Here is a 25,039-nt window from a genome sequence, read left to right as displayed (position 1 = left end):
TTACGCTCGCCCGCCATAAGAAGCGTATATCAGGCGCGGTCAGGCTGCTTTTTATCGGCGGTCGGGATAAACCCTTCCAGCACGATCAGCGCCGCGCCGATGCAGATGGCGGTATCAGCCAGGTTAAAGGTCGCGAAGTGCCAGTTGCCGACGTAGAAGTCGATCATATCGACCACAAAGCCGTGCCACAGACGATCGAACAGATTGCCCAGCGCACCGCCAATGATCAGGGCGTAAGCAATGTTGTTCAGCTTCTGGCTCGCCTTTGCGCGATACATCAGCACCGTCAGCACCACGCAGATACCGATAGCGATACCGGCAAAGAACCAGCGCTGCCAGCCGCCTTTATCCGCAAGAAAGCTAAATGCCGCGCCGTAGTTGCGGGCGTAATGCAGATTGAGCGACGGGAACAGGGAAACCGTCTCCCCCAGCTGGAAGTGCTGGAGGATTAACGCTTTACTGCCCAGATCGATAATCAGCACGGCTACCACCAGCCAAAGCCAGCGCAGCCCGGTTGAAAGAATCGGTTTACTCATCAGGCAAACTTACGTTTTTCGCCGTCACCGGCGACGTTGCTGACACAGCGACCGCAGATTTCTGCGTGTTCCGCCACCTGACCGATATCGGTGGTGTAGTGCCAGCAGCGCGGGCACTTCTCACCTTCGGCTTTGTACAACGCGACTTTCAGCCCTTTGAGCAACTCGCTCTGCTGCGCGTCATCCGTTGCCGCTGAATAATCGTCAACCTGCGCCTGCGAGGTCAACAGGACAAATCGTAATTCGTCCCCCAGCGCCGTCAGCTTCGCAGCGAGTTCCGGTTCGGCAAACAGCGTCACCGCCGCTTCCAGCGAGCCGCCCACGCGCTTGTCGGCGCGCGCCTGCTCGATAACCTTGTTCACTTCGCCACGCACTTTCAGCAGCGTTTCCCAGTAAGCGTCGTTCATCGCTTCGGTTTCCGCCAGCCCGAACAGGCCGGTGTACCATTCGCCGGTGAAGACGTACTGCTCGCGTTTGCCCGGCAGGTAGCCCCAGATCTCGTCCGCGGTAAAGGACATGATCGGTGCCATCCAGCGCACCAGCGCTTCGCTGATGTGCCACAGCGCGGTCTGGCAGCTGCGACGCGCCACGCTGTCCGCTTTTGCGGTGTACTGGCGGTCTTTGATGATGTCGAGGTAGAACGAGCCCATCTCTACAGAGCAGAAACGCATCAGGCGCTGTACCACTTCGTGGAAGTCGTACGAGTCGTAGGCCTTGATGATGTCTTCCTGCGCGGCTTTAGCGCAGCCTACCGCCCAGCGATCCAGCACCACCATCTCTTCCGGTTTCACCATATCGGTTTCCGGATTGAAGCCGTTGAGGTTCGCCAGCAGGAAACGCGCAGTGTTACGGATGCGACGATAGCTGTCGGCAGCGCGTTTCAGGATCTCATCGGACACCGCCATCTCGCCGGTGTAGTCAGTCGACGCCACCCACAGACGCAGAATATCCGCGCCCAGTTTGTTCATCACATCCTGCGGCGACACGGTGTTGCCGATGGATTTCGACATTTTCCGGCCCTGACCGTCCACGGTGAAGCCGTGGGTCAGTACCTGGCGGTACGGCGCTTTGCCTTTCATGGCGGTGGAGATCATCAGGGAGGACATGAACCAGCCGCGATGCTGATCGGAGCCTTCCAGATACATATCCGCCGCGTGACCGGCAAACTCAGGACGCACGTCAACGACAGAGGAGTGCGTCGAGCCGGAGTCGAACCAGACATCAAGGGTATCCGGGACTTTGACATAGTGGTCAGCGTCGTCGCCCATGATGTCGCGCGGGTCGAGATCCCACCACGCCTGGATGCCGTCGACTTCTACACGCTTCGCCACTTCTTCCATCAGTTCCTGGGTGCGCGGGTGCAGCTCTTCGGTGTCTTTGTGCACGAACAGGGACATCGGGACGCCCCAGGTGCGCTGACGGGAGATACACCAGTCAGGGCGGTTCGCCACCATAGATTCGATACGCGCCTGGCCCCAGTCCGGGATCCACTGCACGCCTTTGATCTCCTGCAGCGACTGCGCACGCAGGCCTTTCTGGTCCATGCTGACGAACCACTGCGGCGTGGCGCGGAAGATGATAGGTGTTTTGTGGCGCCAGCAGCACGGGTAGCTGTGTACCAGCTTCGCCACGTTCAGCAGCGCGCCTTTTTCACGCAGCAGCTCAACAATTTGATCGTTGGCTTTAAAGACGTTCACGCCGTCCAGCGTCGGGTAGGTTCCCGGCAGATAGGTGCCGTCCGGGCCGACCGGGTTGGCGATCTCCAGACCGTACTTCTGGCTGATGGTGTAGTCGTCCGGGCCGTGGCCACCGGCGGTATGCACCGCACCGGTACCGGCATCCAGCGTGACGTGATCGCCGAGGATCGCCGGCACGTCGAAGCCCATGAACGGATGCTGGAAGCGCATCAGCTCCAGCTCCGCGCCTTTTACGGTGCCGAGCACGCTGTATTCTGAAACGCCGACGCGCTTCATCACGCTCTCAACCAGATCGCTGGCGAGGATCAGCGCCTGGCCGTCGATCTGCACCAGCGCGTAGGTAAACTCCGGCGAGAGTGAAATGGCGCGGTTCGCCGGCAGGGTCCACGGCGTGGTGGTCCAGATAACCAGTGAGAGCGGGCCGGTAACGTTCTCTGCGCCAAATTTGGCTTTAACCGCGTCGGCGTCAACGGCGTTAAAGGCTACGTCGATGGACGGCGAGGTTTTGTCGTAGTACTCAACTTCTGCTTCCGCCAGCGCGGAACGGCAGTCAACGCACCAGTGCACCGGCTTGGCACCTTTATGCAGATGGCCATTGCCGATGATTTTACCCAGCGCGCGGATAATGTTGGCTTCGGTGTTGAAATCCATGGTCAGGTAGGGACGTGACCAGTCGCCCAGCACGCCAAGACGGATAAAGTCTTCGCGCTGGCCGTCAACCTGCTCGGCGGCGTATTTGCGGCATGCAGCGCGGAACTCGGCGGCGGACACCTTCTCGCCCGGCTTACCGATAAGCTGCTCAACTTTCAGCTCGATCGGCAGACCGTGACAGTCCCAGCCCGGCACGTACGGGGAGTCATACCCGGCAAGCCCTTTGGACTTAACGATAATGTCTTTGAGAATTTTGTTAACCGAGTGACCAATATGAATGCTGCCGTTCGCATATGGAGGGCCATCATGCAGAATAAAGGTCTTTTTGCCCTTCTTCGCATTACGGATGATGCCGTACAGGTCGTCATCGTTCCAGCGCGCCAGCATACCCGGTTCGCGTTTGGCGAGATCGCCACGCATCGGGAACCCTGTTTCCGGCAAGTTCAGGGTAGATTTATAGTCACTCATCAGGTTATCAGTTCCGTATTTCGGTTTTAATGTGTCAGGCTTACGCCGGGTTCATAGCCCAAAAAAATCGCGGGCCGTTACCACATCTTTCGCGATTTGCGCTTTCAGTTCATCCAGCGAGGCAAAGCGCTGCTCGTTGCGTATTTTTTTACGCAGTATCACATCTATATGGCGACCGTACAGGTCCATTGCAACGTCCAGCAGGTGAACTTCCAGCTGCTGGCGCAGGCCGGCTACCGTCGGGCGGGTGCCGATATTGGCGACGCCGGGCAGTGGCGCGTCGGTAATACCGGTCACTTCCACTGCGTAAACCCCTTTTACCGGGGAGACCAGACGACGCAGCGGCAGATTGGCGGTCGGAAAGCCGATGGTGCGGCCCAGCGCATCGCCGTGCACCACGCGCCCGGAAATGGCGAACGGATGGCCCAGCAGGCGCTCGGCCTGCTGCAGATTATCGTCGGCCAGCGCCTGACGCACCGCCGTGCTGCTGATGCGCACGCCGTCGTCACAGTAGGTTTGCGTGCTGGTCACGTCGAAGCCGTACTCTTCACCGGCTTTCTGTAATAACAAGAAATCGCCCTGGCGACCAGCGCCGAAGCGGAAGTCGTCGCCCACCGCCAGCAGCCGGACGCCGAGACGCTCGACCAGCAAATCGCTGACGAAGCTCTGCGCGGTAAACGCCGCGAAGCGACGGTCAAAGCGCACGCACAGCACGTAATCGACGCCGCACTCCGCCAGATAGCGCAGCTTATCGCGCAGACGGGTGAGACGCGCCGGGGCTTTATCGGCGGCAAACAGTTCCAGCGGCTGCGGCTCGAAGATCATCACCATAACGGGAAGGTTACGCGCGCGCCCTTCTTCACGGAGCCCACGCAGCAATGACTGATGCCCGCGATGTACGCCATCAAAGTTACCAATAGTCAGCACGCACCCGTGGTGGGCCGCACTCAAATTATGTATGCCGCGTATCAGCTTCATGACTGGCTCAAAACAGTGAAAATCGTCGGATTGCACATTTCTGCATCGTGTGGAGTACAGGAGCGCGGCGCGCCGGGTTCCTGCAGCCATAAGATGACGAGTATACCTTGTACAGCGGTTAAGGTTAACCCGCGATTAGCCTTTGCAAACAGAAAGCGCAACGGATTTTTTCAATGCTGTCACTCCTTTGCGACAGGGCGGCGGGAAGCGCGGTAATTTTGTGCCGGAAAGACTGTATTCATGCAGTGCAAGCTGTTAGAATCCTGCGCCATCACTACGTAACGAGCGTCGACACAGTAACGGCGCTTATTTGCACAAATCCATTGACAAAAGAAGGCTAAAAGGGCATATTCCTCGGCCTTTGAATTGTCTATACAGAACATATTTGGGAGTTGGACCTTGGCTAATATCAAATCAGCTAAGAAGCGCGCCGTTCAGTCTGAAAAGGCTCGCAAGCACAACGCTAGCCGTCGCTCTATGATGCGTACTTTCATCAAGAAAGTATACGCAGCGATCGAAACTGGCGACAAAGCAGCAGCACAGAAAGCATTTAACGAAATGCAACCGATCGTGGACCGTCAGGCAGCTAAAGGTCTGATCCACAAAAACAAAGCAGCGCGTCATAAAGCTAACCTGACCGCTCAGATCAACAAACTGGCTTAATCGCCGGCTCGTTGAGCTTTGTGAAGAAAACCCGCGTAATGCGGGTTTTTTTATGCCTGCTACTCGGTGGTAAAGAGCGCTGAATAGTCGCGATTACAGATACGCTGCACCGCCGGGTGCTGAATCATCCTTTCGGCAAAGATGGCGTGATACTCCTCCATCACATTATCTATCCGTCCGATCTCCACGATATTCTTATCGCTGTAAAAATCCTGTCCGTAGAGCGTGGGTGCCACGAATATCGCGTTGTGCGCGGCCCCAAACGCTTTCATCAGCGCCGCGTCATCGAACTCGCCGAGGATCTCGACATCCAGCCCCTGACTCTGAAACCAGTTTTGCAGCTTGCGGCCCAGCATAGAACGCCGCCCCGGCACCAGCAGACGGCGCTCCGTCAGACAGGCGGGGAACGGTTTTTCCGGCAGCGGCTGCTGGCACCAGAAGCTGACGCCGCACTCGCCAATTTTCACCGAGAACAGCCCTTCCTGCTGGGTCGAATCAATCGGGCAGTCAGAGATAATCATGTCGAGCTTATGCTGGCTCAGCTGCTCAAGCAGCATCTCGTGCGTGGACTCAAAGCAGCGCAGGTGAATTTGCTCATCTTCCACTACCGCGGCATCCAGCACGCCGCTCACCAGGCGTTTTGAGAGCGCATCGGCGACACCAACGTCAAACAGCAGATGCGACTCCTTGCGGTAGTTCACGATGTCCAGCATCTCCTGGCTTAGCGTAAACATCCGGTCAGCGTAGCGATAGACCAGCTGCCCGAGCTCGCTTGGTTCAAGCCCCCTTCCCTTGCGCTTGAACAGTTTCCCTTCCAGCCGCTCTTCCAGGGCTTTGATCTGCCCGGTAATGGTCTGCGGCGTCAGGTAGAGCGCGTCAGCTGCGCCTACCACGGAGCCTTCTCTGCAAACATGCCAGAAGTAATACAAGTGATTGTAATTAATATGAGGCATAGCGGTTTCTCCCTGAACTATGCCGCTCACCCCATGTGAGCGGCGTGATGGCGTTATGCCTGTTGCGCCGGACGTGAGTAGCGCGCACGCAGCAGAGCGTAACCCGTAACGGCAGCGAGTATCGACCCGCTCAGAATGCCGAGCTTGGCCCAGGCAATAAGCCCGGCATCCACATCGCCAAACGCCAGCGAAGCGATAAAGATCGACATCGTGAAGCCGATACCGCACAGCACCCCGATGGCCATAATCTCTTTGAGCGAGGTTCCCGCCGGCAGCGAGGCCAGACGCAGGCGCACCGCCAGCGCGCAGAACAGCGTGATGCCGATGGGTTTCCCGAGGACCAGTCCGGCGATGATGCCCAGCGGCAGCACCGAGCCCAGTCCGCTCAGGGTCACGCCATCCAGCGATACCCCGGCGTTAGCGAACGCGAACAGCGGCAGGATCAGCCAGGAAACCCACGGGTGCAGCACGTGCTCCAGCGAGCGGGCCGGCGACTTTCCAGCCTGCTCTTTCAGCGGAATAAAGAAGCCGATAATCACCCCGGCAAGGGTAGCGTGTACGCCAGATTTCAGCACCGCCGTCCAGAGCACCACGCCCACCAGAATATAGATCCCCGTACGGCGCACGTTGAGTAAATTGAGCAGCGCCAGCACCGCAATCGCCGCAGCGGCAATCCCCAGCGATACCATCGACAGCTCATGGGTGTAGAACAGCGCGATAATAATGATGGCACCCAGATCGTCGATGATAGCCAGCGCCATCAGGAACACCTTCAGCGCTGGCGGCACGCGGCTGCCTAACAGCGCCAGCACGCCAAGCGCAAAGGCGATATCGGTAGCGGCCGGAATGGCCCATCCCTGACGGGTAACCGGATCCTGATAATTAAACGCCAGATAGAACAGCGCCGGCACCAGCATTCCGCCGAGAGCGGCAATGACCGGAAAAGCAGCCTGCTGCCGCGTTGCCAGCGACCCCTGCACCATCTCGCGCTTCACCTCAAGGCCGATCAGCAGGAAGAACACCGCCATCAGCGCATCGTTGATCCACAACAGCATGTTTTTATTGATATCGAGCGCGCCAATGCGCACTTCAACCGGCGTGGCGAGAAAACCCTGATAACCTCCCGCCGTGGCGTCCAGGTTCGCCAGCAGCATAGCCAGCGCGGCTGCAAAAATCAGCACCACGCCGCCCGCCGCGTCGCTGCTGAAAAAGCGTTGCAAATGTTTCATCATGATTACTCTCAGGAAATTAGCACAACCGCCATGATAAGCCAGGCTATTACTCGTCAAAAGCAGTTTATCTTTGCCAATTAACTCGGTAATTACGAAATATAATCTAAGGCTGAACCAATAAAAAAGCCCCGACCGGAGCGCGTCAGGGCAAGGTATCCGCAGAGAAACGTGGATGATGCGGATAAAAGGTGAGGGAAAATCAGTAGGTACCGATATCGGTCCAGACTTTGTACTGCCCGCTGTTCAGATCCGGTTGTTCACCCTGGGAATACCAGTTCACCTGATAATTATGGCCTTTCCAGCTCACTTTCTCGAAAGTGCCCCACTTCGCGCCGTAGATGGTATTCGCATCCCACAGCGGATAAGGTGCCGTACCGCTGGCGCTGTCATCCGGCACAGGCGTTGGCGTCGGGGTTGGCGTCGGGGTGGGTTCCGGCGTTGGGGTCGGCACAGGCGTATCCGAGCCGGAAGACGACGCGGCGGGAACCACGGTCACGACAAAGCGCTGCTGCGATGACGGTTCATTTTTACTGTCACGCACAAACAGCGTGAACTGCAGTTCGCTGCTCTGGGTCACCACCGGCACTTCAAACTCAATCACCGATGCGCTTTTATCCGCGACGCTGACGCTGGACGGCACACCCCAGCTAAAGCTCAGGGCATCATGGTCGGCGTCGGTTGATGCTTCGCCAGAGAGTTGCAGACGCGAGCCACCCACGACCCGCAGCTGAATCGCCGCGACCGGTGCATGGTTCACCGACGGCTGCGGCTCGACGTTATCGCCACCGCTGGTATCCGCCACGTTGATGCCTTCGAAATAGAACGGCTTCATGTCGATCACCTGGGTGGCGATCTCGTAACCCAGCCCTTCGCGGGCGGCATTCACCAGCACGCCGTTGTCCTGATCGATAGTCCAGGTAAACAGCCCACCGAGGTTACGACGCGCGGCATATTCGCCTTTTGCTTTGACCGAACGCGGGGTATCAAGCGACATAAACAGTTTGCTCTGCGGGTTCCAGAGATAATCCGCGTTGGCCACTTTATCGGTATAGACGTTAAAGCCGTTACGCCCTTTCTGGTTTTCCAGGTCAAGGTAGTTATAGATGGTGTCATACCATTCGGTGCTGCCCGACTCAAAGGAACCGGTAGTAGTGCCCTGCCCGGGCGAGTAACTGCCTTTCAGCGGCGAGAAGTTCTCGATTTCCGCATTGCGCGCATTTCGGGTATACCCGGCGTAACCGATGTTAATGCGGTCTGACGGGAAGCCTTCGGCAATCAGATAATCCACCACCGCTTCGATACTCCAGCCGCCAGCGGTAAGCGGCGTCAGGTTGGTATGGTGGGTCAGGGTTTCTGCCCACGGGGTGCCGAAGAAGTCATAGGTCATGACGTTGATGCCATACAGACCGGCATTCAGCAGCGCCTTCACGTTGGAGTAGCCGAGGGTTTCCACCACGGCTGAGCTGGCGATGGAGATTTTTACGTCGCTGCGCCCGGCGGCAGTCAGCTGCTTTTTCAGCTCGGCAATCACCAGTGCGTAATTGGCACCATCTTCCGGGCCGTGCGGGTTACCGTTGCCCGGCGCATTCGGGTATTCCCAGTCGATATCCACTTCGCTGAACATCGGGAACTGTTTGAACAGTTTCACCACGCCCGCGGCAAAAGTTTTGCGTGCAGAATCAGTTTTCGACATTTCGTGGAAGCCATTACTCATGGTCCAGCCGCCGATACTCATGGAAAGCGCAAGCGTATGGCCCTGCTGCTTCGCTTTTTGCTGCAGATCGCGCAGCCCGCCAAGCAAACCTTTGCTGTTCTGTTGCGTTACCGTCGCCGGGTCAATGTCCCAGCCGCTGGTGGTGTGGCCGCAGTTAACATATGACTGAAAGTCACCCCAGGGATCGAGGAAGGTCGGTTCATTGGTGTTCTTGTTGGTCAGCGCCGCAGCGTTCTCAATGGTGTACTGTTTTTCGCCTTTATCGCCGACAATCCCGAGGAAGCCAAAGACGATTTTGTCATAGGCGGTTGGCGAGACGTTGGCCAGATCGTAGCCGCGACCGCGGTTACTGGCGGAGTCATCCCCCTGCAGGCGGCCGTCATACTGCGACCAGTCGGTATAGTAGCCAAATACTTTTGGCTTACTGGCGGCTTTATATTTGTTGTATACCGGAATTGCGACACGCGCGGAGGTATAGCTATATTTTTCCACCTCACTTGCCGGTTTAAAACCATCCGCAGCATTACTGGTTTCAGTCAGGCTGTCGCTTTTGATTAATTTACTTGTTGCCATTTCATATTCCTTTTACGTGGGTTTATTAAACAGCGGGTAGCTGTGAAGCTGATAGTAAACAGCCCGTAAGGAATATCGAGTCACAAACCCTCAATTGGTATTACATGAGATTATCAACCGCAATAATTAGTTATAGATATATACGCGTCAGCGGGTAAGTGTGCCAATGGTGCGCAATGCGCGGCCTTACTGCTTTTCAATATACTATATATGTATTTTTTAGCGGAAATTACGTGGATATTTAGCACGGTTTAACTTGGCTGCTTTTCTGCGAGTCCGGCGTCTATTACGCATCAACAATCGCAACAATGATAAGACAGTGATTGTCAGCCATTTATTCGCTTTCTAGTATCAGGCCAGCCCCAACAAATACAGCTCTCATTATAAATTTAACCAAGGTGACCCATGAAGCGTTATCTCATTAATCACAATTGCATTTATAACGAAGCAAGAAATGAAATAAAGAATACCGATAGTGCATTAATAATAAAAATGACGGCAATGCGCGCCCGCTGTCTGAGTTTCATTATCGAAAATGCTGCTGAAGGCATTATTGATAAACAAAAAATGACCTCCGCATTATGGGGAGAGCGCGGTCAGTTCGTCAGCGACGCGAACCTGACGCAGCTGCTCTACCTTATCCGCAAAGACTTACGCACCCTCGGGATCAATGACTTCTTTGTCACCATTCCCCGCATGGGCATTCGCGTTAACCAGCAGATCACCGTGGATGTCCTGCCCGAGGAGAAGATCCGCAAACGCTACGGTATCTGGAAAGTGGTGATCGTTACCGCTTTTGCACTCTCTCTGATCTCGCTTTATGCCGTGTTCGACATGCTTCAATCGACCCCCAATAGCTAAGGAAATCCTTATGAATCCGATAATTGATGGCATACTGAATATAGAAGGTGGTTACGTTAATAATCCTGCTGACCGGGGTGGTCCTACCAACTGGGGGATCACCGAAAAAACCGCGCGCGCTCATGGATATGAGGGGGATATGCAGGACCTGTCCCGTGAGGAAGCCTATCGCATTCTGGAGCAGGATTACTGGATAGCGCCAGGTTTCTATCGCGTAGCCGACCTGTCGCTGCCACTCGCATTCGAGCTATGTGATGCCGGCACTAATGTCGGTCCGGCGCATCCGTCGCGCTGGCTTCAACGCTGGTTAAATATCTTCAACCGAACCGCTAAAAAATATCCCGACTTAATTATTGATGGCGCTATCGGAAATAAAACTATTGAAGCATTGAAAAGCTATCTTGCCTGGCGTGGTAAAGAGGGGGAAAACGTTCTGCTACAGGCATTGAACTGCAGTCAGGGGGAATATTATCTGATGATCAGTGAAGCACGGGAAGTAAATGAAGAATTTATTTACGGCTGGATTAGAGAGCGGGTGAAAATTGCGTAAATATGAAACAGAAAAAGCCCGATATTATTCGGGCTTTTTTTCATGCGGATTATTTTTTTACCAGCGTGTTATTCACAATATAGGCTTTCACCTTATCACCTAACAGCCGCAGGATTGGTGATGCGAATACCCCACCCAGGCCAGCGGCCAGCATCACCATATTAAAGCTTAAGTTCCGATCGATTGCGATTACGCTTACGATAAATCCGGTAAAGCATGAAATCGCTATTTGTGCGAGGCAATCCATAATATTGCGATGAACCTCAGAGTTTTCTTCGCGTTTCATCAGAAAACAAACAAAGCCTCCCCAGCCACCAATCATAATTACGGTTATTAATATTTCCAGCTCAACCAGAATAATACGGGAAGAAGAAATATGTGCTGCAACACTCATGAGATAGTCCTCATCATTAAGTTAATTGTGTAAGTCATCTTGCGATGGGGAAATACTAACCAGAATTAACTTAGCAGCCTAATAATAACATGCAATTAAATTATTGAGACGCCTGAAATTGCGATAACAACGGCGGCGAGAGGGCTCACAGCTCACCATTTTCTGAATGATGCGATCGTCTGCATCATGGCAACGATCTCTTTCACGTCTGCCAGGTGCCTGTTTTTACGATACCAGTTAGCGTAGAGAGTTTGTGAGCTGAATTTTAGCTCTTCGGGCAGGGCTAACAACGCAATACTGTATTTTTTCTGGATCTGGAAAAAACGCGCCAGCCGGTAGGGTAATACGGCGATGCAGGAAGAGTTTTCCACCGCGCTGATAAGTCCATTGATCGAGTCGGTACGGTAACCAATGCGCCGTGAGCGTGCACTGTTTAACTCCGGGAGAATAGTATTGCGCTTTCCTTCCGCTAATACCGGCAGCGCATCAGACTGGTACACCGCATGGGGAAATGAAAAAAAGTTATATAACGTCAGATCAGGTAGTTCTGCCAGCGGATTATGCAGCGCGCAGACCACGCAATAATCATGAAAATGTTCGATAGCGACATTTTCCACCGCATTATCGACGAGCGGCTTCAGGGTTAATGCCATATCAGCCGTGCCGCTGGTGAGCGACTCTTTATGATGCTGGGGGTTCTGCGGCGTGGTGGAACAATATTTGATCAGATAGCGCGTGAAGGGTTCATAGTCGAAGAGCTGGGAGAAGTAATACTGCTCATTAATATCATTACCCAGAATGGTTAATTCCTGCATTACTCCGGGCCGCTGTGGCTGCTCAAGGGTGGAAGCCACAATATCCAGCACCTGGCTGTAAGCGCTGTGAATTTCCCGTGCCCGGCTGGTGGGTGCCAGACCTTCGCGGGTGCGGACAAACAGCTCTTAGCTGTAAACATTTTGCAGGCGCTGTAGTGCCTGAGAAATGGCGGCGGGCGTTACCTGAAGCCGCTTCGAAGCACGGGTGGCGTTGCCAGCGCTAATCACCGCATCAAGAACCTTAATCAAATTTAAATCGAAATCCTTGATTACAGGGTTAGCGCTCATATCCCCTCACCAGGCATGAATTTATTGAAGAAACGAGACTATAACGTTATTAGAATTGGCTTTGATAACTTTTATTATCATTTGAAGTACAGAGAGGCAGTAAAGCGAAATCACTAAAAATAAATTATCAACAGCAGACTAACTGCAGCGAATCATTTGATAACTTTGACTTAAGAAAACATAATAAGATTCTTCTTAATAAGAAGAAATAATGAGCAGCTTCGCCAATTGAGGAAATAAAAAACCCCGACCTCCATTTCGGAATCGGGGTGGGGTATCACCGCGCAAAAAGATTAACGCGTCAGATCGTCAAAGAACTTTTTCACACCGTCGAAGAAGCTTTTTGACCGCGGGCTATTGTGCTCGCCGGTCGGGCCACCAAAGCTCTCCTGCAGATCTTTCAGCAGCTGCTTCTGTTTTTCGTTCAGGCTAACCGGGGTTTCAACTACCACGCGGCACAGCAGGTCACCCTGCGCGCCACCGCGTACCGATTTCACGCCTTTACCGCGCATGCGGAACAGCTTACCGGTCTGGGTTTCGCTCGGCACTTTAAGCATCACGCGACCATCAAGGGTCGGCACTTCAATCTCGCCGCCCAGGGCTGCCATCGCAAAGTTAATCGGCACTTCACAGTACAGGTTGTTGCCTTCGCGCTCGAAGATCGGGTGCTGTTTTACCTGCACCTGAACATAGAGATCGCCTGCCGGTGCGCCGTGCTCGCCGGCTTCACCTTCGCCTGCCAGACGAATGCGGTCGCCGGTGTCCACGCCCGCCGGGATTTTAACCGACAGGGTTTTGGATTTTTCCACGCGACCGTGGCCGTGGCATTTGTTGCACGGATCTTTAATGATGGTACCGCGGCCCTGACAGTGCGGACACGCCTGCTGTACCGCAAAGAAGCCCTGACGCATCTGAACCTGGCCTGCGCCGTGGCAGGTCGGACAGGTCTGCGGCTGGGTACCGGGTTTAGCGCCGTTGCCGTGGCAGACATCACACTCTTCCAGCGTCGGAATGCGGATCTCTTTGGTCACGCCGCGTACCGCTTCTTCCAGCGTCAGCTCCATGTTGTAGCGCAAATCGGAGCCACGCGCGGCGCGACGACCGCGGCCGCCACCGAAGATGTCACCGAATACGTCGCCAAAGATATCGCTGAAGTCGGCACCGCCGCCGCCGAAGCCGCCACCATAACCGCCACCGCCCATGCCGCCCTGTTCAAAGGCCGCATGGCCGTACTGATCGTAGGCCGCGCGCTTCTGCGCATCGGTCAGGATCTCGTAGGCTTCTTTAATCTCTTTAAATTTGCCTTCGGCCTCTTTGTCACCCTGGTTACGATCCGGGTGAAACTTCATGGCCAGGCGCTTATACGCCTTTTTGATTTCACGCTCTTCCGCTGTTTTCGGAACGCCTAAAACCTCGTAATAGTCTCTTTTCGCCATCGCTGTTACAGCCCTCAACATGAATAAACGGGCGTGGAGGAAATCCTCAACGCCCGTGTCAGTCTTACCCGTTCAAGGGCGATTATTTCTTATCTTTTACTTCTTCGAACTCAGCGTCGACTACATCGTCTTCTTTCGCGTTGTTCGCAGAAGCGTCAGCGGAACCCGTCTGCTGCTGGGCGTGCTGCTGCTGTGCGATTTCCATCAGCTTCTGGGAAACCTGCGCCAGCGCCTGCATCTTCGCTTCGATATCGGCTTTATCTTCACCTTTCAGTGAGGTTTCCAGCTCGCTCAGTGCGGACTCGATAGCGGTTTTGTCTTCAGCCGGCAGCTGCTCGCCCGCTTCTTCAACCTGCTTACGGGTGCTGTGCAGCAGGTGGTCGCCCTGGTTGCGGGTCTGAACCAGCTCTTCGAACTTACGGTCAGACTCGGCGTTAGCTTCCGCTTCCTGCACCATTTTCTGGATCTCTTCTTCGTTCAGACCGGAAGAGGCCTTGATGGTGATCTTCTGCTCTTTACCGCTGTTTTTGTCTTTCGCGGAAACATGCAGGATACCGTCAGCATCGATATCGAAGGTAACTTCGATCTGCGGCATGCCGCGCGGTGCCGGGTTGATGCCATCCAGGTTGAACTGACCCAGAGATTTGTTATCACCGGCGCGTTTACGCTCACCCTGCAGCACGTGGATGGTTACCGCAGACTGGTTGTCTTCTGCAGTAGAGAACACCTGGCTGTGCTTGGTCGGGATGGTGGTGTTTTTGCTGATCAGCGCCGTCATCACGCCACCCATGGTTTCGATACCCAGCGACAGCGGGGTAACGTCCAGCAGCAGTACGTCTTTTACGTCGCCGGTCAGAACGCCGCCCTGAACCGCAGCACCGATGGCCACTGCTTCATCCGGGTTTACGTCTTTACGCGGCTCTTTACCGAAGAACTCAGCAACTTTTTTCTGCACCATCGGCATACGGGTTTGACCGCCGACCAGGATAACGTCCTGGATGTCGGAAACGGACAGGCCAGCATCCTGCAGAGCAACTTTCAGCGGCTCGATAGAACGGTTTACCAGGTCTTCTACCAGGCTTTCCAGTTTCGCACGGGTCACTTTGATGTTCATGTGTTTCGGACCGGTCGCGTCTGCAGTGATGTACGGCAGGTTCACGTCGGTCTGCTGTGCAGAAGAAAGTTCGATTTTCGCTTTCTCTGCCGCTTCTTTCAGGCGCTGCATCGCCAGCGGATCGTTGCGCAGGTCAATGCCCTGATCTTTCTTAAACTCTTCAACGAGGTAGTTGATCATGCGGCTGTCGAAGTCTTCACCACCCAGGTGGGTATCACCGTTGGTCGCCAGTACTTCGAAGGTTTTTTCGCCGTCAACTTCGTCGATTTCGATAATAGAGATATCGAAGGTACCACCACCGAGGTCGTAAACCGCGATAGTGCGGTTGCCAACTTCTTTATCCAGGCCGTAAGCCAGTGCGGCAGCGGTCGGTTCGTTGATGATACGTTTTACTTCCAGACCCGCGATACGGCCGGCGTCTTTAGTCGCCTGACGCTGCGCATCGTTAAAGTAGGCCGGAACGGTGATAACCGCTTCAGTTACCGGTTCGCCCAGGTAATCTTCCGCCGTTTTCTTCATTTTTTTCAGCACTTCAGCAGAAATCTGCGGCGGTGCCATTTTCTGACCTTTCACGTCCAGCCATGCGTCGCCGTTGTCAGCGCCGATGATTTTGTACGGCATGATGGAAACATCACGCTGCACTTCTTCGTCCTGGAAGCGGCGGCCGATCAGGCGTTTGATCGCAAACAGGGTGTTCTGCGGGTTCGTCACTGCCTGACGTTTAGCCGGCTGACCTACCAGAGTTTCACCGTCCTGCGTATAGGCAATGATTGAAGGGGTAGTACGGTCACCCTCGGCGTTTTCCAGCACGCGTGCTGTGGTGCCATCCATAATCGCTACACAAGAGTTGGTTGTGCCCAGGTCAATACCAATAATTTTACCCATCTAAACGTCTCCACTAAAAATTCGTCATCATGTGGTTGTGAACCTGTAATAAGGGCGAAACGTGCTGTTTCAACTGCCCCGCTTTTAATTTTTCAGGTTCCCTCACTGCGGTTGTCTACAAGATGGGGTCGCTCCGCCCGCCATCAAGGGGGCGATGCAAAAAATTTTTCGTTTCGCTGTGGCGAGATCATAGACGCCACCCATGCGCCTGATTATGATGCCGCGCCCGGCCGAAAAGCGTTTTCGCACCGGGAATATCACTAACATAAATTTAATGATGATTTTGAGGATCTATGGGCAACACTCAGTTGGCTAATCCGGCTCCACTGGGCTTGATGGGTTTTGGCTTGACCACCATTCTGCTCAATTTGCACAACATCGGGCTTTTTCCGTTAGACGGCATCATCCTTGCGATGGGCATATTTTACGGCGGCCTGGCGCAGATTTTCGCGGGTCTGCTGGAGTATAAAAAAGGTAATACCTTTGGTCTGACGGCGTTTACCTCTTACGGCGCGTTCTGGCTGACGCTGGTGGCCATCCTGGTCATGCCGAAATTTGGTATGGCCGAGCCGGCAAACGGGCATTTCCTCGGCGTTTACCTGGCGCTGTGGGGCGTGTTCACGCTGTTTATGTTCTTCGGCACCCTGAAGGGCGCGCGCGTCCTGCAGTTTGTGTTTCTGAGCCTGACGGTGCTGTTCGCCCTGCTGGCCGTGGGTCATCTGCTGGATAACGAGGGCATCGTTCACATTGCGGGCTGGATTGGCATCGTGTGTGGCGCCAGCGCGGTCTACCTGGCGATGGGCGAAGTGCTGAACGAGCAGTACGGTCGCACCGTGCTGCCGATTGGCGAGCCAAAATAAGTAAAAACGCCTCTCCTTGTGGGGAGAGGCGTACCGGTTACTTCAGGCCGGATACCAGCGTTTTACGCTGATCTTCAAGCGACACCACCCTGGCGCACACCGCTTTTCCGAAACCTTCAAAATCTTTTTCCTGCTTTTTCCACTCGGTCTGAATCGCGCTTTGCAGCCCGCCCATGCTGCCGAGAATGCCCTGCAACGGATTGCCGCCGCCGGAGGTCACCGCTTTAGCACCCATCTCGTTGATGCTGTCCTGTAGCAGGCCGCCCATGGTCTGATTCACCAGTTGCTGACCTTCCGCTCGCACCTGGTCGATGGCTTTGTAATGGAATGCCATGCCGTCGCTGCGGCGCTCCAGAATGCGGTTCATCTGGGTTTTCAGCTGACCATCAAGGGTCGTCAGGCGCTTGCGCATGTTGCTGCTGGAACCCACCTGCTCGGTGATAATTTTGTCGAGCGCCACGCGGCCTTTTTCGAGGCGGGCACGGGCACCTTCGTCAATCCACGGCAGCGCCGAGCGCAGATCGGTCTGATAATCCCTGGCCTGCTCGCGCTGGGCGGCGGTGAGGCTTACCTGTTTGCCGTTAAACATCACGCCGCCGTCCGGGCCAATGACCAGGTTGCCATTCTCACCCACGACCTGCACGGTCTGCGGGCTTAAAATCACATCATCTTTTGGTGTGACACTGCATTTGTATTCCGCATGAGCACTTACGGCGGTTGCCATCAGCGCCACCAGCAGCGTTTTACGCATCATAAACTCTTCCTCACATCCATCAGGGCCTGGCTCTCAGACAAAAACGGGCCGGCAAGCCGACCCGCTGTTCATGCTTAATCCCACCATACGTCGAAGAGTTCGCTGGTGCGCACCTCTTCGAGTTTGCGATCCTCAAGCCATTTGCGCACCAGCGCCTGATGCTCTTCGGTGCACTTGCCGATCTCCTGCATGCAGATCAGCCCTTCCCATGCCAGATAGCCGCTGCCGTCAAACGCCAGTTTGTTCGGCTCAATCACTTCATTGATCAGATCTTCTACCGTCTGATCGATCTGCGCTTCGCTGGTCCCTTCCGGGAAGCGCCACGCCACCGAAAAGCCCAGCTCCTGGAACTCATCGATGTGCATCTTTTTACGTAAACGACGGCTGCGTTGCGTTGCCATTATTTCACCCTCTCAAACATTAAATCCCATACGCCGTGGCCTAAACGGTGGCCACGCTGCTCAAATTTGGTTACCGGGCGCGATTCCGGGCGCGGTACATAGTCCTGGGTCGGTGACAGGTTTTTATACCCGTCGAGCTGGCTCATCACTTCGAGCATATGTTCGGCATAAGGTTCCCAGTCGGTCGCCATATGGAATACGCCCCCCATCTTCAGCTTGCCTTTTACCAGCTCGGCAAACGGCGCCTGCACGATGCGGCGCTTGTTGTGGCGCGCTTTATGCCACGGGTCCGGGAAGAACAGCTGCACCATGGTCAGGGCATTATCCGGGATCATTTTCTCCAGCACTTCCACCGCGTCGTGACACATCACGCGCAGATTGCTGATGCCCTCTTCCTGAGCCGCACTCAGGCAGGCACCCACGCCCGGCTGGTGAACTTCAATCCCGAGGAAGTTCTGATGCGGATTGGCTTTCGCCATGGTCACCAGCGACGCACCCATGCCGAAGCCAATCTCCAGCGTGGTTGGCGCATCGCGGCCAAACAGCGCCACCAGATCGAGCGGCTGCGCGGTGTACTCCACGCCCATCACCGGCCAGAGATGGTCCAGCGCGTGTTGCTGACCTTTGGTCAGGCGTCCCTGGCGGCGGACAAAGCTACGAATACGGCGCAGCGGGCGTCCGTTTTCATCAAATTCCGGTGAAATGACGTCGTTATTCATAAAAAATTAGTCTGCTTGAGTTGATAGGAAGGCAAACGGGCATTATCCAAAGTTAGTTACCGGATGCAAGCACCGGAAAGTTCCGGTTTACAGCGTACAGCCGCTGTGCTGGAATCTGGCCCCCTGTTACCCATTACGGAAGCCCGGCATTAATGATGCAAGCCTCTCACTTCTCCGCCCAGGTGCTGGCGTGGTACGACAAATACGGGCGTAAAACCCTGCCCTGGCAAATTGAGAAAACGCCTTACAAAGTATGGCTCTCAGAAGTGATGTTGCAACAAACCCAGGTAACCACCGTTATTCCCTACTTCGAGCGCTTTATGGCGCGTTTCCCCACGGTCACCGATTTAGCCAACGCCCCGCTCGACGAGGTGCTGCACCTGTGGACCGGGCTGGGCTATTACGCCCGCGCCCGCAATCTGCACAAAGCCGCGCAGCAGGTCGCGACGGTTCACGGCGGGCATTTCCCGACCACCTTTGAGGAGGTCGCCGCCCTTCCCGGCGTCGGACGCTCTACCGCCGGGGCGATTCTCTCTCTGTCGCTGGGGCAGCACTACCCAATCCTCGATGGCAACGTGAAGCGCGTGCTGGCCCGCTGTTACGCGGTGGCCGGCTGGCCGGGTAAAAAAGAGGTGGAAAACCGGCTGTGGGCGATCAGCAGCGACGTCACGCCGGCGCAGGGCGTGGAGCGTTTCAACCAGGCGATGATGGATTTGGGTGCCATGGTCTGCACCCGCTCGCGTCCGAAGTGTGAAATCTGCCCGCTGAACAGCGGCTGCGTTGCTTATGCTACCCAGCGCTGGGCGGAATACCCTGGCAAAAAACCGAAGCAGACGCTGCCGGAGCGCACCGGCTATCTGCTGCTGATGCAGCACGAAGGGAAAGTTTATCTGGAGCAGCGCCCGCCGAGCGGCCTGTGGGGCGGCCTGTACTGCTTCCCGCAGTTTGCCGATGAACAGGGGCTGCGCGACTGGCTGCGCGAGCATGCCATCGCTGAGCGCGGCCTGACCCAGCTCACCGCGTTTCGTCATACTTTCAGCCACTTTCATTTAGATATTGTGCCGATGTGGCTTCCCGTGTCCTCATTTGCCGCGTGCATGGATGAGGGCAGCGCACTCTGGTATAACTTAGCCCAGCCGCCGTCGGTGGGGCTGGCCGCGCCGGTTGAGCGCTTGCTACAGCAGTTACGCACCGGCGCTATCGCCTGAACATCGCCCCGTTCATAAGAGGAAAAGACATGAGCAGAACCATTTTTTGTACCTTTCTCCAGCGCGACGCTGAAGGCCAGGATTTCCAGCTCTACCCTGGCGAACTGGGTAAGCGCATCTACAACGAGATCTCTAAAGAGGCCTGGGCGCAGTGGCAGCATAAGCAGACCATGCTGATCAACGAGAAAAAGCTCAGCATGATGAACCCGGAACACCGCAAACTGCTGGAGCAGGAGATGGTTAACTTCCTGTTCGAAGGCAAAGAGGTGCATATCGAAGGCTTCACCCCGCCAGAAAAGTAACAATAACGTTTTCCCGTCTGGGGCGTCAGCCTCAGGCGCGGCAAACCTGGTGAAAAGTGGAAGTGATTCAGCCCCCCATGTTCAACACAACACGCAATCCAGGAAGCATGAAAAAACTTTTAGCGCTGGCCCTGTTGGCCCCCCTGCTCGTCTCCTGTTCCGGCTCGAACAAGGGCGACAGCTACAACGAAGCCTATGTGAAGGACACCAACGGTTTCGATATTCTGATGGGGCAGTTTGCCAACAATATTGAGAACATCTGGGGCTTCAATGAAGTATTGATCGCCGGTCCCAAGGACTACGTGAAGTACACCGATCAGTACCAGACCCGCAGCCATATTAATTTCGAAGCCGGTACGCTGACCGTCGAGACCATCGCCGGCACCGATCCCGCCGCGCGTCTGCGCCAGGCTATTATCATGACTCTGTTGATGGGCGACGATCCGAGCGGCGTGGACCTCTATTCCGACGCCAATGACATTCAGATTTCCAAAGAGCCGTTCCTGTACGGACAGGTGCTGGACCATACCGGTCAGCCGATCCGCTGGGAAGGACGCGCCACTCAATACGCCGACTGGCTGCTGCAAAATCGCCTGAAGAGCCGCAAGGCCGGGCTGCGCATTATCTACAGCGTGACCATCAATCTGGTGCCAAACCACCTCGATAAGCGTGCGCATAAATATCTCGGCATGGTGCGTCAGGCCTCGCGTAAATACGGCGTTGATGAATCGCTGATCCTGGCGATTATGCAGACCGAATCCTCGTTCAACCCCTACGCCGTCAGCCGCTCCGACGCGCTGGGGCTGATGCAGGTGGTCCAGCATTCGGCGGGTAAAGACGTGTTCCGCTCGCAGGGCAAGTCCGGCACGCCGAGCCGCAGCTTCCTGTTCGATCCGGCCAACAACATTGATACCGGTACCGCCTATCTGGCGATGCTGAACGATGTGTACCTGGGCGATATCATGAATCCTACCTCGCGGCGCTATGCGGTGATCACCGCGTACAACGGCGGGGCGGGCAGCGTGCTACGCGTGTTCTCCAGCGACAAGATCGAGGCGGCGGCTATCATCAACACCATGACGCCGGGCGATGTGTACCAGACGCTCACCACCCGCCATCCGTCGGCGGAGTCGCGGCGCTACCTCTACAAGGTGAATACCGCCCAGAAGAGCTATCGTCGGCAGTAGTAAAAAAGCCCCTCACCAGAGGGGCTTTTTTTATCAGCGCTTTAGTGCTTCACCATATTGCCGTAGAGCCGTTTGATGCCGTCGGCATCGGTCTCGCTGTAGACGCCCTGCAGCTCCGGCGAGAAGCCCGGCAGCAGGTTTACCCCCTCTTCCAGCGCGAGGAAATAGCGCAGTGCCGCGCCGTCCCACACTTCGCCAGGCACCACGCACAGCACGCCCGGCGGGTAAGGCAGCGCCCCCTCCGCCGCGATGCGCCCTTTCGCCTCGCTCAGCCGCACCAGTTCAACCTTGCCGCGAATAAACTCAATATTGGCATCCTGCGGATTCATCACCACCTCCGGCAGTTCAGCGCGGCGGAACATCGCCTTCTGCAGATCCTTCACGTCAAAGCTGACATAGAGATCGTGCATCTCCTGGCAGAGCTGGCGCAGGGTATAGCCCTTGTAGCGCACCGGATATTTGTTGTAGATGGTCGGCAACACGTCAGCCAGCGGCGTATCGTCTTCGATGTGCTGCTCAAACTGCGCCAGCATCGCCACCAGCTGCGCGATTTTCTCCGGGCTTTCCGCCGGGGTGAGCAGGAACAGAATCGAATTGAGATCCGATTTTTCCGGCACTACACCGTTCTCGCGCAGGTAGTTGGCGAGGATCGCGGCCGGCACGCCAAAATCCGCGTACTCCCCGCTCTCCGGGTCGATCCCTGGCGTGGTGAGCAGCAGCTTGCAGGGGTCAACCATATACTGGTCGCGGGCGTAACCTTCAAAGCCGTGCCAGCGTGCGCCCGGCTCGAAGGTGAAGAACTGGCGATCCCGGGCAATCAGATCGGTGGGGTGATCCTGCCAGGGCCGTCCGGCGATCTCCGGCGGCACAAAGGGTTTGATCATGGTGCAGTTGGCGATGATCGCTTTGCGCGCCTCGATCCCCAGCGCCACGCAGTCGGCCCACAGCCGGCGTCCGCTCTCCCCTTCATGGATTTTCGCATTCACGTCGAGAGCAGCGAACAGCGGATAGAACGGGCTGGTAGACGCATGCAGCATAAAGGCGTTATTCAGCCGCTTGTGCGGACAGAACCGCGCCTGGCCGCGCAGGTGATTATCCTTTTTATGGATCTGCGACGTCTGCGAGAACCCGGCCTGCTGTTTGTGCACCGACTGGGTAACAAAGATGCCCGGATCGTTCTCATTTAACTCCAGCAGCAGCGGCGAGCACTCCGCCATCATCGGGATAAACTGCTCGTAGCCGACCCACGCGGAGTCAAACAGAATGTAGTCGCACAGATGACCGATGGTGTCGATCACCTGACGCGCGTTGTAGAGCGTGCCGTCGTAGGTCCCGAGCTGGATCACCGCCAGCCGGAACGGGCGCGCGTCGTCGGCGCGCTGCGGCGCCACGTCGCGAATGCGCTCGCGCAGGTACGCCTCGTCAAAGCAGTGCGCGTCAATGCCGCCGATAAAGCCAAACGGGTTGCGCGCCGCCTCCAGATAAACCGGCGTCGCCCCGGCCTGGATCAGTGCCCCGTGGTGGTTCGACTTATGATTATTGCGGTCAAACAGCACCAGATCGCCGCGCGTCAGCAGGGCGTTGGTCACCACTTTATTTGCCGCCGAGGTACCGTTCAGCACGAAATAGGTTTTATCGGCGTGAAATACCTTTGCGGCAAACTTCTGGGCGTGCTTGGCCGACCCTTCGTGGATCAACAGATCGCCGAGCTTCACATCGGCATTGCACATATCGGCGCGAAAGATGTTCTCACCGAAGAAATCGTAAAACTGCCGCCCCGCCGGATGCTTTTTAAAAAACGCCCCGTGCTGGTGGCCCGGACAGGCGAAAGTACTGTTGCCCATCGCCACATACTGGCGCAGGGTGTCGAAAAACGGCGGCAGCAACGCCTCTTCATAGCGGCAGGCTGCCGCTTCCAGCTCAAGAAAGTCCTGCGCCCTGCCACTCAGCACGCCGCTGATATCGGGCACGCTCGCTTCGCCTGCCTCATCCCAGAGCCATACCGGCAGATTAAAGCCGGTGCGTTTGAGCAGCGCGAGAATGCCGCTGCGGCTGTCCACCACAGAGAGGACCACCGCCGCCACGTCGGTAAAATCGGTGCTGTCCAGCGCAACCACCTCGCGGTGAGTGGAAAGTGCGGCAATCACGTCGTGACTGGCGGCAATTTTCATCGATTTCATAAGCGCAAATAACCGTATTCAGGAAAGTAAGTGACCGGAGAAGCGCGCGGGCGCTGCTCTCATAATGGGCCTGACTGGGTTCCAGCTGCGACCACAAGACATCAGTAAATACAGACCGCGTCTGGTTTTACTGCTGTCCGGCAGTGAGCGTGCGGCACCCTCACCGCATAGCGGCGGAGGACGAGACGGTAAAGAGCGGGAAACGGGCGCGCGGCATCAGGCGATGTCGCCATGCAAGCACGAAGGCGTGGGCAGTAAGCCTGGTCATGTCGCAACCCCGTAGAAAGGAAAAAACTGGCGCAATCATGGCAGCTTCTTTTTGCTGGCGCAACCCGATGACCGGTGCGCAGGCAAAGCATTTGCAGCCAGCCACGCTAAGCTATTAAAATTAATAACAGTTATTTTTTAACCACGAATAAAAAAGCGAAATTAATGAATAACATGGCATTCCACTCTCTTTCCGCCTGCCGCGAGCAGGGCATCAGGAGCCTGATATGGTAACCGGACCTTTTATCAATGCTGGCGCGGTACTGCTCGGCGGCATTATCGGCGCCCTGCTGAGCCAGCGTCTCCCGGAGCGGCTGCGCGCGTCCATGCCTGCCATTTTCGGACTTGCCTCGCTGGGCATCGGTATTCTGCTGGTGATCAAATGCGCCAACCTGCCGGTGATGGTGCTGGCCACCCTGCTGGGCGCGCTACTGGGTGAGCTGTGCAATATCGAAGCGGGCATTAATAACGCGGTGATCGGCGCGCGTAATCTGGCGGCACGCCTCCGGCCAGGCAAAGGCACCAGCGCTGCGCAGGAGTCGTTTGTGCAGAGTTTTGTCGCCATTATTATTCTGTTCTGCGCCAGCGGCACCGGTGTTTTTGGTGCCATGCAGGAGGGAATGACCGGCGATGCGAGCGTGCTTATCGCCAAAGCGTTTCTCGATTTCTTCACCGCCACTATCTTTGCCACTACTTTAGGGATTGCCGTGGCCGTCATCAGCCTGCCGATGCTGCTGGTTCAGCTGTCGCTGGCCGCCGGCGCGGTGTTTATCCTGCCGTTAACCACGCCGATGATGATGGCCGATTTTACCGCCACCGGTGGACTGCTGCTGCTGGCAACCGGGCTGCGCATCTGCGGCATTAAGATGTTTGCCGTCGCCAACCTGCTTCCCGCCCTGCTGCTGGCGATGCCGCTTTCCGCACTCTGGACGCACTTTTTTGCCTGAGCTGCTCATAAAAACCGCAAACTGCGGTGGGAATGCGCGGCCGGGCGTGAAAGCGAGAAATTTGATTTGACGTAGTGTGACGAATCGGGTTTAATGCGCCCCGTTGCCCGGATAGCTCAGTCGGTAGAGCAGGGGATTGAAAATCCCCGTGTCCTTGGTTCGATTCCGAGTCCGGGCACCACTATTTAAAGAACCCAGCCTATGGCTGGGTTTTTGCTTTCTGGCGTGCGGACTCTTCATCGAACTCCGTTCGATGATTCGCTTCTGCGAAGCTCACCCCTTCGGGGCCAGCGCGACAGGCGCGCTGTTCAAACGCCTGCGGCGTTAGTCCGAGTCCGGGCACCACTATTTAGAAAAACCAGCCTACGGGCTGGTTTTTTGCTTTCTGGCCTGCGGACTCTCCATC

At 56.0% G+C, this 25,039-nt stretch carries 23 protein-coding genes and 1 tRNA gene; 9 read left to right on the top strand and 15 right to left on the bottom strand.

Features of this window, described 5'->3' with window-relative positions:
• Nucleotides 1-29: 29 nt before the first annotated feature.
• From lspA to ribF, 3 genes are read right to left on the bottom strand one after another with little or no spacing between them, the layout of a single operon-like run.
• Nucleotides 30-536, bottom strand: a complete 507-nt coding sequence (gene lspA, locus KFZ77_RS03245) for a signal peptidase II (protein ID WP_031518654.1) — start codon at nt 534-536, stop codon at nt 30-32.
• Nucleotides 536-3,352: an isoleucine--tRNA ligase gene (gene ileS, locus KFZ77_RS03240; protein WP_264385424.1), complete on the bottom strand. Its 2,817-nt coding sequence runs from the start codon at nt 3,350-3,352 to the stop codon at nt 536-538. The genes lspA and ileS overlap by 1 nt, the downstream gene beginning before the upstream one ends.
• A gap of 51 nt (nt 3,353-3,403) precedes the next feature.
• Nucleotides 3,404-4,330 carry a bifunctional riboflavin kinase/FAD synthetase gene (gene ribF / locus KFZ77_RS03235; protein WP_031518658.1) on the bottom strand — a complete coding sequence of 309 codons (927 nt, stop codon included), beginning with the start codon at nt 4,328-4,330 and terminating at the stop codon, nt 3,404-3,406.
• Between the two features lie 399 nt (nt 4,331-4,729).
• Between ribF and rpsT the strand changes: the two genes are divergently transcribed.
• Nucleotides 4,730-4,993, top strand: a complete 264-nt coding sequence (gene rpsT, locus KFZ77_RS03230; RefSeq protein ID WP_008461694.1) for a 30S ribosomal protein S20 — start codon at nt 4,730-4,732, stop codon at nt 4,991-4,993.
• A gap of 59 nt (nt 4,994-5,052) precedes the next feature.
• Here the strand turns inward: rpsT and nhaR are convergent, their stop codons facing one another.
• The 3 genes from nhaR to KFZ77_RS03215 form a co-directional block, all read right to left on the bottom strand.
• A complete protein-coding gene (nhaR, locus tag KFZ77_RS03225) occupies nt 5,053-5,946 on the bottom strand; it encodes a transcriptional activator NhaR (protein ID WP_031518661.1) in 894 nt (297 codons plus the stop codon).
• A gap of 53 nt (nt 5,947-5,999) precedes the next feature.
• Complete coding sequence (gene nhaA / locus KFZ77_RS03220; protein ID WP_264386142.1) at nt 6,000-7,175, bottom strand: Na+/H+ antiporter NhaA; 1,176 nt, start codon at nt 7,173-7,175, stop codon at nt 6,000-6,002.
• Nucleotides 7,176-7,377: 202 nt separating this feature from the next.
• On the bottom strand, nt 7,378-9,465 hold the full coding sequence (locus KFZ77_RS03215; RefSeq protein WP_264385423.1) for a glycosyl hydrolase family 18 protein: 2,088 nt from the start codon (nt 9,463-9,465) through the stop codon (nt 7,378-7,380).
• Between the two features lie 405 nt (nt 9,466-9,870).
• On the opposite strand from KFZ77_RS03215, the gene KFZ77_RS03210 reads away from it, so the two are divergent.
• Together KFZ77_RS03210 and KFZ77_RS03205 are read left to right on the top strand one after the other, a co-directional pair.
• Nucleotides 9,871-10,326, top strand: a complete 456-nt coding sequence (locus KFZ77_RS03210) for a winged helix-turn-helix domain-containing protein (protein ID WP_031518666.1) — start codon at nt 9,871-9,873, stop codon at nt 10,324-10,326.
• A gap of 10 nt (nt 10,327-10,336) precedes the next feature.
• Nucleotides 10,337-10,876, top strand: a complete 540-nt coding sequence (locus KFZ77_RS03205) for a glycoside hydrolase family 108 protein (RefSeq protein ID WP_031518667.1) — start codon at nt 10,337-10,339, stop codon at nt 10,874-10,876.
• 49 nt (nt 10,877-10,925) lie between these two features.
• Here the strand turns inward: KFZ77_RS03205 and KFZ77_RS03200 are convergent, their stop codons facing one another.
• From KFZ77_RS03200 to dnaK, 5 genes are all read right to left on the bottom strand, one after another.
• A complete protein-coding gene (locus tag KFZ77_RS03200) occupies nt 10,926-11,270 on the bottom strand; it encodes a phage holin family protein (RefSeq protein ID WP_031518669.1) in 345 nt (114 codons plus the stop codon).
• Between the two features lie 152 nt (nt 11,271-11,422).
• Entirely contained in the window at nt 11,423-12,124 is a 702-nt protein-coding gene (locus KFZ77_RS03195) for a LysR substrate-binding domain-containing protein (protein ID WP_264385422.1), read from the bottom strand.
• An 87-nt stretch (nt 12,125-12,211) separates the two neighbouring features.
• Nucleotides 12,212-12,373 (bottom strand): helix-turn-helix domain-containing protein, encoded by a 162-nt coding sequence (locus tag KFZ77_RS03190; protein WP_264385421.1) that lies wholly within the window; start codon nt 12,371-12,373, stop codon nt 12,212-12,214.
• 293 nt (nt 12,374-12,666) lie between these two features.
• Nucleotides 12,667-13,809 carry a molecular chaperone DnaJ gene (gene dnaJ, locus KFZ77_RS03185; RefSeq protein ID WP_031518673.1) on the bottom strand — a complete coding sequence of 381 codons (1,143 nt, stop codon included), beginning with the start codon at nt 13,807-13,809 and terminating at the stop codon, nt 12,667-12,669.
• 82 nt (nt 13,810-13,891) lie between these two features.
• On the bottom strand, nt 13,892-15,808 hold the full coding sequence (dnaK, locus tag KFZ77_RS03180; RefSeq protein ID WP_031518674.1) for a molecular chaperone DnaK: 1,917 nt from the start codon (nt 15,806-15,808) through the stop codon (nt 13,892-13,894).
• A 293-nt stretch (nt 15,809-16,101) separates the two neighbouring features.
• Here dnaK and satP point away from each other — a divergent pair, with 293 nt between their 5' ends.
• Nucleotides 16,102-16,668, top strand: coding sequence for an acetate uptake transporter (gene satP, locus KFZ77_RS03175; protein WP_264385420.1), 567 nt, complete (start codon nt 16,102-16,104; stop codon nt 16,666-16,668).
• A gap of 37 nt (nt 16,669-16,705) precedes the next feature.
• Here the strand turns inward: satP and KFZ77_RS03170 are convergent, their stop codons facing one another.
• From KFZ77_RS03170 to trmB, 3 genes are all read right to left on the bottom strand, one after another.
• The gene (locus tag KFZ77_RS03170) at nt 16,706-17,422 is read right to left on the bottom strand and encodes a YggN family protein (protein ID WP_264385419.1); all 717 of its coding nucleotides are present in this window, start codon (nt 17,420-17,422) and stop codon (nt 16,706-16,708) included.
• 74 nt (nt 17,423-17,496) lie between these two features.
• Nucleotides 17,497-17,823, bottom strand: coding sequence for a YggL family protein (locus tag KFZ77_RS03165; protein WP_031518679.1), 327 nt, complete (start codon nt 17,821-17,823; stop codon nt 17,497-17,499).
• Nucleotides 17,823-18,542: a tRNA (guanosine(46)-N7)-methyltransferase TrmB gene (gene trmB, locus KFZ77_RS03160; RefSeq protein ID WP_264385418.1), complete on the bottom strand. Its 720-nt coding sequence runs from the start codon at nt 18,540-18,542 to the stop codon at nt 17,823-17,825. Before trmB ends, KFZ77_RS03165 begins: the two co-directional genes overlap by 1 nt.
• A gap of 155 nt (nt 18,543-18,697) precedes the next feature.
• On the opposite strand from trmB, the gene mutY reads away from it, so the two are divergent.
• From mutY to mltC, 3 genes are all read left to right on the top strand, one after another.
• Complete coding sequence (gene mutY / locus KFZ77_RS03155; RefSeq protein ID WP_264386141.1) at nt 18,698-19,750, top strand: A/G-specific adenine glycosylase; 1,053 nt, start codon at nt 18,698-18,700, stop codon at nt 19,748-19,750.
• Nucleotides 19,751-19,779: 29 nt separating this feature from the next.
• A complete protein-coding gene (locus KFZ77_RS03150) occupies nt 19,780-20,052 on the top strand; it encodes an oxidative damage protection protein (RefSeq protein ID WP_031518685.1) in 273 nt (90 codons plus the stop codon).
• 107 nt (nt 20,053-20,159) lie between these two features.
• Nucleotides 20,160-21,239, top strand: a complete 1,080-nt coding sequence (gene mltC, locus KFZ77_RS03145) for a membrane-bound lytic murein transglycosylase MltC (protein WP_031518686.1) — start codon at nt 20,160-20,162, stop codon at nt 21,237-21,239.
• Between the two features lie 41 nt (nt 21,240-21,280).
• On the opposite strand, the gene KFZ77_RS03140 is transcribed toward mltC, so the two are convergent.
• A complete protein-coding gene (locus tag KFZ77_RS03140; protein WP_031518688.1) occupies nt 21,281-23,419 on the bottom strand; it encodes an ornithine decarboxylase in 2,139 nt (712 codons plus the stop codon).
• Between the two features lie 494 nt (nt 23,420-23,913).
• On the opposite strand from KFZ77_RS03140, the gene KFZ77_RS03135 reads away from it, so the two are divergent.
• Nucleotides 23,914-24,633: a DUF554 domain-containing protein gene (locus KFZ77_RS03135; protein WP_031518690.1), complete on the top strand. Its 720-nt coding sequence runs from the start codon at nt 23,914-23,916 to the stop codon at nt 24,631-24,633.
• Nucleotides 24,634-24,738: 105 nt separating this feature from the next.
• Nucleotides 24,739-24,814, top strand: a tRNA-Phe gene (locus tag KFZ77_RS03130).
• Nucleotides 24,815-25,039: the final 225 nt, after the last annotated feature.

The sequence above is a fragment of the Siccibacter colletis genome (assembly GCF_025914095.1).
Lineage (GTDB): Bacteria > Pseudomonadota > Gammaproteobacteria > Enterobacterales > Enterobacteriaceae > Siccibacter > Siccibacter colletis.
This window is presented reverse-complemented; position numbering and strand designations above follow the sequence as displayed.